This window comes from uncultured Abyssibacter sp. (genome assembly GCF_964000955.1).
Lineage (GTDB): Bacteria > Pseudomonadota > Gammaproteobacteria > Nevskiales > OUC007 > Abyssibacter.
Window position 1 is genome coordinate 1 of the sequence record NZ_CAXFCL010000201.1, and the last position, 7,480, is coordinate 7,480.

General features: G+C 59.8%; 11 protein-coding genes. 10 read left to right on the forward strand and 1 reads right to left on the reverse strand.

Translation table 11 applies throughout. The features are described from left to right. A partial coding sequence (locus ABNS06_RS09605; protein ID WP_348674213.1) for an alpha/beta fold hydrolase occupies positions 1–1,324 on the reverse strand: 1,324 nt, incomplete at its 3' end. Positions 1,325–1,611: 287 nt separating this feature from the next. Here ABNS06_RS09605 and ABNS06_RS09610 point away from each other — a divergent pair. The 10 genes from ABNS06_RS09610 to ABNS06_RS09655 form a co-directional block, all read left to right on the forward strand. Further along, the gene (locus ABNS06_RS09610; protein WP_348674215.1) at positions 1,612–2,016 is read left to right on the forward strand and encodes a hypothetical protein; all 405 of its coding nucleotides are present in this window, start codon (positions 1,612–1,614) and stop codon (positions 2,014–2,016) included. Positions 2,017–2,535: 519 nt separating this feature from the next. Beyond that, positions 2,536–2,865 (forward strand): hypothetical protein, encoded by a 330-nt coding sequence (locus ABNS06_RS09615; RefSeq protein WP_348674217.1) that lies wholly within the window; start codon positions 2,536–2,538, stop codon positions 2,863–2,865. Between the two features lie 89 nt (positions 2,866–2,954). Then, positions 2,955–3,254, forward strand: a complete 300-nt coding sequence (locus ABNS06_RS09620; RefSeq protein WP_348674219.1) for a hypothetical protein — start codon at positions 2,955–2,957, stop codon at positions 3,252–3,254. 1,285 nt (positions 3,255–4,539) lie between these two features. Further along, on the forward strand, positions 4,540–4,710 hold the full coding sequence (locus ABNS06_RS09625) for a hypothetical protein (protein ID WP_348674221.1): 171 nt from the start codon (positions 4,540–4,542) through the stop codon (positions 4,708–4,710). After that, positions 4,707–5,195 carry a GNAT family N-acetyltransferase gene (locus ABNS06_RS09630; protein WP_348674223.1) on the forward strand — a complete coding sequence of 163 codons (489 nt, stop codon included), beginning with the start codon at positions 4,707–4,709 and terminating at the stop codon, positions 5,193–5,195. Before ABNS06_RS09625 ends, ABNS06_RS09630 begins: the two co-directional genes overlap by 4 nt. A 63-nt stretch (positions 5,196–5,258) precedes the next feature. Continuing rightward, on the forward strand, positions 5,259–5,654 hold the full coding sequence (locus tag ABNS06_RS09635; RefSeq protein ID WP_348674224.1) for a GFA family protein: 396 nt from the start codon (positions 5,259–5,261) through the stop codon (positions 5,652–5,654). Positions 5,655–5,676: 22 nt separating this feature from the next. Then, on the forward strand, positions 5,677–5,943 hold the full coding sequence (locus ABNS06_RS09640) for a hypothetical protein (RefSeq protein WP_348674226.1): 267 nt from the start codon (positions 5,677–5,679) through the stop codon (positions 5,941–5,943). Continuing rightward, positions 5,897–6,421, forward strand: coding sequence for a methyltransferase domain-containing protein (locus ABNS06_RS09645; RefSeq protein WP_348674228.1), 525 nt, complete (start codon positions 5,897–5,899; stop codon positions 6,419–6,421). Before ABNS06_RS09640 ends, ABNS06_RS09645 begins: the two co-directional genes overlap by 47 nt. Before the next feature lie 113 nt (positions 6,422–6,534). After that, positions 6,535–6,909, forward strand: coding sequence for a DUF4440 domain-containing protein (locus ABNS06_RS09650; RefSeq protein WP_348674230.1), 375 nt, complete (start codon positions 6,535–6,537; stop codon positions 6,907–6,909). Positions 6,910–6,965: 56 nt separating this feature from the next. Beyond that, positions 6,966–7,480: dienelactone hydrolase family protein (locus tag ABNS06_RS09655; protein WP_348674232.1), on the forward strand; the 515-nt coding region annotated here is incomplete at its 3' end.

Genomic DNA, 7,480 nt, shown 5'->3' on the forward strand with positions numbered 1-7,480 from the left:
ACGGGTCGGCGGTGTCGATGAACTCGGCCGTCAGCTTGGGCACGCAGCCGCGCGTGCTGGCGATGTGGGCGGCGCCCTGCACTTCCAGCACCCTGGAGTTCGAAAGCGTTTCGGCAGCCTGATACGCCGTGTACGGCGGGGTGACCGGGTCCCAGCTGCCGGTGATCAGCAGGCTGGGAATGTCGCTGGTCACCGGCTCGTGAAAGTCATCGGCGACCGCGTGTTTCGGCCACACCGAGCAGGCCGTCTGCCAGAACTGGAAGATCTGCTCTCCCAGGAACGAGGTCGTTTCGGCGGCGGGCACGGCATCCGCCGTCAGCGCGCCGATGTCTTCCGAGCACAGCACCGACAGCATCATGCCGAAGGCGATGTCGTCCAGACCGGTGTTGAATGACTCCGAGGCCGCGTAAAGCGGGGCATACCGACCTTCGTAGGCCTGGATCACCGTATAAGGCAGCACGCGGATCATGGCATCGCTGTACAACATGCCGCGTACCGCCGACGCCATGCGCAGCGCGTTGAACTCAACCTCGCGCGTGGCGCCCGTGAGCGGGTGTGCCAGATCGTCCTGATGCGGTCGGGCATCCAACCGGTTCAGCAGCTGGTTGAAGCGCCGGGGCACGGTCGGAAAGGCCTCGGAACAACCGGATTCGCCCGCGCAGGCCTCGAACACCTTTTGTAGCGCCTGCTGTGCGTCCGCTCCCATGCTCGCGCCGATGGTCCAGTCGGTGGGTGCCACCGAATCCAGCACCATCAACCGCGTCGACTCCGGATAGCGCCGGGCGAACACCAGTGCCGCCCGCGTTCCCCAGGAACCGCCCCAGATGTTCAGCTGCGGCGCCCCCAATGCCTGGCGCAACAGTTCCAGGTCGTCCGCCACCGCCTCGCTGCCGTAGGCCGTCAAATCGGTATCCAGCGCGTCGCGGCAGGCGATCGTATCGGCCCGGATCACGGCCGAATCCTCGACGAAATCCTCGTCCTCCACGTCGCAGGCCAGCTTGCCGGACTGACCCGTGCCGCGAGGGTCGATCACGATGATGTCGCGATCCACATTGGTCGCATCCAGCAACTGGGTGGCCGTCGGCACGATCGATCGCCCGGACTGCCCCGGTCCGCCGGGAATCACCACGATGGGATCAGGCGCCGGCGTCGCCGAATGCGCCGGCAACCGGTAGAACGCCATCTCCAGCGACCCGCCGTCCGGCTGGTCGTGATGCAACGGCACCGTCAGCGAGCCGCACTCCACTCGGCTGCTCAGCCCGTCCACAAAGCAAGGCGCCGTCAGCCCGGAAGCCGCCAGCGCCAGAATCGAGAGCGAGAACACGAGGTCACTCCAAATGGGAATGCCTACCTAGTGTGCGTGGCAGCCGGATTTATTACACGCGGCCTGCGAGAGCGCTCCGAGGCCGCGTCGACGTGACGGGCGGGGCCACCAGATCAGGGGGATTTTCGTTACAGTGGCACCGAGGAGCACGGCGTGTTGAATGGACAACGTCCACATTTCCGCGAAGAGGTTTTGATGAAGCAAGCAAATCAAAGCTTTGTCTACGAGCCTTCGGTGTTATGCGGAATACGCACTAACGCGTTGTTCGGACAATGTCCATCTAATAAGTGTTGGGTTTAGTAGTGTCGAAACAGAGATCTTCAAAAAGTGTGGTCGTTGTCTGGATCGCCAGCATCTTGAGCGCTTTTTTCGCTTGGCGTGCTCACGTCGGCTTCATACAAGATGATGGCATCACTTGGGCGAACTTAGGTTACGTCTCCGCGTTTCTTTCCCGCTATGGCTCACCTAGTGGTTCACCATCGGAGCATCAGCCTTACTCACCCGATGACATCACAGAGGCTGGAATTTCTATTACGCTTTCGGTCTTGGCAATCACAGCATTTTTGTTTGTAGCCGCAATCTTTTGGAAGGTTCGCGTCAAGCACCAGGGCTCGGCACTTCTGTTTGCCCCGCTCGCCATATCCGCATTAGCGGCAATTCAATCGGTTCGAATTATCTGGTGGCTTAGTTAGGAATGCGCTATGGCAAGCCCAACAACTCGGTCAAGTGGACGCCAAACCCGCTGTGCGTGTTTGGTTCCCTGCGCCCTATGGGCTCCGGCGCCCGTTACCTAAGGCGTTAGGTGGCGTATGAAGACTTCGCCAAGAATAGTGCTTTCGGTCCTTATTTCTAGTCTCAGCTTCGCAGTGCTTATTCATCTGCTCTTGGATGCGTCTAGCGCGTCGTCAGGGGTTCAGTTTTCTTGGCATTTCTTGCTTGCTCTGAGTATGGGTTTTGTCACGGTGGGCTACGCTTGGAATCTTCGTTGCCCAAGCTGCAGGGCACCGCAAGTGTTCCGGGGGCTTTCCGTCACCGACATCCGCTGGCCAGGGAAGCGCTGCTATCGTTGTGGCGTTGATCTTGATCAGAAGTATGTGAATGGCAGGCCGGGCGATACCTAACCAAGCGGTTAAACCGAAGCCAAACCCGCTGGCGCGGCTTTGGTCCCCTGCGCTGTGCTCCGGCTCGGCGTACATTCAGCGTTATGCAGCATGAAAAGTCACAGGTACATTTCCGCGCTACTTTTACTTCTTTTCCCAGCCATCGCATTTTCAGTTGGATATTGGCTTGCGGATATCGAGAAACAAGCGGCGCGTGCGAGTGTTGTTGCGCTGGTTGAGAGTCAGGCTGAAGCAGATGAGCACACGACACGGTATTTGCTAGCTGCCGCATCGGCGCTCGCCAATGGTGATGAAGTCATCGCCAGAGAGATGCTGGAAGCTAGGCTGCGGTCAAAGTTGCGAGGTGCCAGCGGCGCTCTGGCGGAAGAGGGTTTGGAATACCAAAGAGTCCATTGTTCTGACAAGTGTTTAGGTATCTGATGCATAGCAAGTGCTTGCAACCGACAAAATTTCGCGGCTGAATCACGGCGTTAAGAATCTTGAAACCTTCCACTATCAAGTGTGCTGCATTGAGCGTCTTGGTCGTGCTTGTCATTTCTGCGGTAGCGACCATGCTTACCAACAAGATAAGTGCACAAAGGTACGACGCTCTGGCATCACGGCACATCGAGAGAAACTTCGAAAGCAATGCTTCGCATCAACTCGAACTTCTTTCCGAACTTGAGGCCCTGATTGAAATGGGCGAGCAAGCTGAAGCTTTGGCCTTGTTGCGTGACGACAGAGAAAACTTACGCTTCATGCTTTCCGGCTGCCCGTCAGAGCGCTGCAAGCAGCTTCATATTGAGCACTTTGGTGAAAGCGAGTTCTAACAAGTGCTTGCGACCGACAAAATTCCCGCAGCGCGAAAATTTCGCGGCTGAAATACGGCGTTAGATGTCAGAAATAATCATAAATCGAAGAAGTGAGGTATTGGCGATTCGGGTGGCATGTAGCCTCAGTATTTTGATTATCGCTACGTTTGCGTGGCATTTCTTTTCACTGCTCCACTTCAAACATGCCCCTCATGGCGGGCGTTGGGTGGACTAGAGTGGCTGCGGGACGGCCTCGAGGACGAGCTCTTCAGCTTCAGCTTTCTGCGCAGTTAATTCTCTGTGGTGCAGCATGTGCTGTGATGCTGCCTCCGAGTACTGAAGCGGCTGTAGCAATCATCCCAGTTATGTCTCTTGCTTCCGAGTGGCGGGCAATCGGTTATGAGCTATGGGGGTTACTTGTTATCTTTGCGTCAACTTGTCTCGGAGTATTCGTATCTGCAGTCGGTGTGGTTCGAAAATCGAGCGTCGCGTGGGCTGCAGGTCTGTCTTTTTATATCTCTGGGATCATTGTAACTGTTTCAGTTTTGGTTCTAAACACAGAGTACCTTCGTAGCTGCCTGGCTTCGTTGTTCTTTTTTTCAATCTTTGCGGCACTTCATGTCTCACCAGCGTCGCGCCAGGAGTTCTTTTCTGAAGGTGAAATATCGAGAGAGAATCGTCTTCAAGCTGCTGTAATCACGGTAATTCTTACAGCTGGATGGTTGTGGGCCGTGAGCTCGATTTCCAGTATTGGCGACAAGATCAGATGCGCCAGCCAACAAAGCGCTGCAGCCGATGTTCACTGCGCTCGCGACGGCTGAGCTCAAGCTATATGGACTTCCCCGATTTGTACAAGCGATTGATGGTCAGTTCATCGCTTGATCTCTGGGTTGTCTGAGATTGCGTGCAGGAGGAAGTGACTGCGGGTCTACATTCGGCTTCTGGATGTGGAGGTGTTGCCACGAGCCTTCATGACAGTCGCTCGCCCGGACCTCATGCGTTAGTCGGTCTTCTTGGGTCACAAGGCTCATCAGGTTCGCCGGGCGGCGGTCACGCCGTCTGCATGAAACGTGTGCAGTTCTCAGGTGGGTTGGTAACGCTGTTGGTGGGCCAGGAGCGACCGTGAAACCGTCGGCACGTATTCCTTTCCTCATGAAGCTCATATCGCCCGAGCCCGCCTGGATACGAGGGGGCGCCGATGGATGCGTATCCCCTGGCGAAATCCGAGTTCATCCGGGAAAACCTGGATGGCTAGCGACGGGTTGCGGGTCTTGGTTGGGCTTACGGGCAAGTGGAAAACAATATGCATCAGGACGAAATCAGGGAGTTGTTCAACCGGCAGGCCGCCAGCTATGACACGCAGTGGGCGAAAACGGCGTCGATCATCGAATCCGGCGGCTTCGAATCGCCGGTGCGGTTTTTCCAGGCGGGGTTGATCCACGCGTGGTTGTCGACGCGCGCTCGCCGCGGATGACGGAGATCGCTGTTCGGCCGGCCCGGGCGGATGATTTGCAGTCGGTCTGTGATCTGGCCGACCAGATCAACGCGCAGCACCATGATGCGTTGCCTGAAACCTTCGCCGCGCCGGATTCGCATGGCAGGGACCGGGAATTCTGGCTGCGCCAGATCACCCGGAGCGAGGTGCTGTTTCTGGTGGCGCATCAACAGAACGCGGTCCGGGGATTCATCACCGCGACGATTCAGGACGGGAGCGAGATTCCCTTTCTCCAGTCGTCCCGAATCTGCCGGATCGGCACCATCGTGGTGGACGCGAGGTTTCGAGGTGGCCGAATCGGAACGGTGCTCATGGAGCATGCGGAGCGCTGGGCGTTGACGCGGGGTGCCTCCGAAATCAGGCTCGAAGTCATGGCCTTCAACACGGAAGCGAAGGCATTCTATGAGCGTCTTCAGTACGGCTTTCATTCTCATATTCTGCGCAAGCCCATCGAGCCCCAATGAGCGGGTCCGCGATGTGGACGTCGGTTGATTGAGAGAGCGGCGGCATTGAATGGGAGAGACCAGTTGATCGAAGGTGAATGCTTCTGCGGTGTCGTCCGGTATCGCATTGACGGTGGTCTGGTGCATGCGCGCAGCTGCCACTGCTCGCGTTGCCGCAAGGCGTTCAGCGGGGCGGGTTCGGCCTACGCCGAGTTGGCGCAGCCGGGTTCGCTGACCTGGGTGAGCGGCAAGGAACACCTGCGGTTCTACGAATCCCAGCCCGGGTGGGGGCTGGCGTTTTGCAACACCTGTGGCACGACGCTGTGCGGGACCCACGGTGGCGATGTGCACGGCGTGACCCTGGGCTCCGTCAATGGCGACCCCGGCGTGCGGATCGAGGCCCACATCTTCGTGGGGTCGAAGGCCCCGTGGGACCACATCGGCGGGCCGGCGCCGCAGTTCGACACGCTGCCAACCTGAGCAGGATCGCGGCGGAACCAGCATGGATTCAACCGACTACGATGCCGTCCATGCCGAGTACGCGCGGTACCGCAAGCCGGACGTCCGCATCGCCGCGTTGATCGAGAACGCGCTGGGTGACGCCCGGTCCGTCATCAACGTCGGTGCGGGCACGGGTTCCTACGAGCCGGCGTCGGTGTCCGTCGTGGCGGTGGATGCTTCACTTGAAATGCTGAAGCACCGCGAGGCGCGAAGGCGCGGCGGTGCAGGCGACCGCCGAGCGACTGCCGTTTCACGCCGGCGCCTTTGACGCCGCCCTCGCGATCCTCACCGTTCACCACTGGCCGGACCGCGAGGCGGGCCTGTCGGAACTGCGACGCGTGGCCCGCAAGCGTGTGGTCCTGCTGACCTGGGTCGAGTATCCCGAGGGGTTCTGGCTGCTGGATTACTTTCCGGAGATTCTGACGCTGGACCAACAGGTGTTTCCCACACTCGACGAGCTGTCGGCAATCTGGGGGCCGCTCGCTGTCACGGCGGTTCCGATTCCGCGGGACTGCACCGACGGCCTGCTCTGTGCCTACTGGGCGCGGCCGGAGCGCTACCTGGATGCGAAGACGCGGGCCGCGATTTCGGTATTCGGCAAGCTTGGCAACGTTGCCGAGGGCGTCGGGCGCCTGGAGCGTGATCTGGACTCCGGGGCGTGGCATGCCCGCTACGGTGAATTGCTGGATGCCGAGAGCCGGGACTTCGGGTATCGCCTGGTTCGCGTGGAATTGGGCGCAGCGTGAACGCCCAGCTACAGGCACATCATGCAAACGGCTGTGGCCGAGGAATGTCGACACGTACAAACCGGTGGGTCGCGGTGATTCCTGACCAACCGAAACAGCATTAGTCTGGCTGCATGAAACCACTCGCCGACCGTCTGAAAGCACTGGAGCTCGAACTCCATCAGCCCGAGGTGCGACGGAACCCGGAGCGTCTGGATGTGCTGCTGCACGATGCCTTCATGGAGATCGGATCTTCCGGGGCGGTCCATCACAAGGCCGATACGCTGGCGTGGATGCTGGCGGAGCACGGCACGCTGACGATTCATTCGGATGGGTTTGAGGTGTCGGAACTGGTGCCGGGCGTGATGTTGTTGACCTACCAGGCGGTGATCGCGGATCAACGCTCCGGTACCAGCCGGCGTTCGCTGCGATCGTCACTGTGGTTGCACACGACGCGCGGCTGGCAGATGCGGTTTCATCAGGGCACGCCGCTTCCGGGCGGGGACTGAAGCACGCCCGGCGTTCTATATTTCGAGCGGGACCGGCAAGGAGTGCTGCAATGACGGTGACATCGTCCGTTTTGAAGCTGATGGCCAACGGCCGCGAGATCACGGTGGAAAGCTACCTGCCGCCGGGCGGTGGACCGGCGCCGGCCGTGCTCTACCTGCAAGAGATCTTCGGGTTGCTGGATTGCTACCGGGAGGACGCCCGCGAGCTGGCCAGCCGCGGCTATGTGGTCTGGCTGCCGGACCTGTTCAGCGGCAGGGCGATCGATTACTGCGTCCGCGCCGCGGTCCGCTCCGTCGGCCGGATCAATTCGGCGTCCAGTCCGCTTTATCGCGAGATCGACGCACTGCTCGACCAGTTGAAGCAGGACAATGCCTGCAACGGCCGCCTCGGGATCATCGGCATGTGTCTGACCGGCGGGTTCGTGATCCAGGCCGCGATGCGCGATGACATGGAGGCGCCGGTCGTCTACCACCACTCGTTCGGGCTGCAGGGCGCGGGCCTGCCGTTCCAGGAGGAGCACGGTCTGGCGTCGGTCAAGCGAATGCAGGGGCACTGGAGCCGGGTCGACCC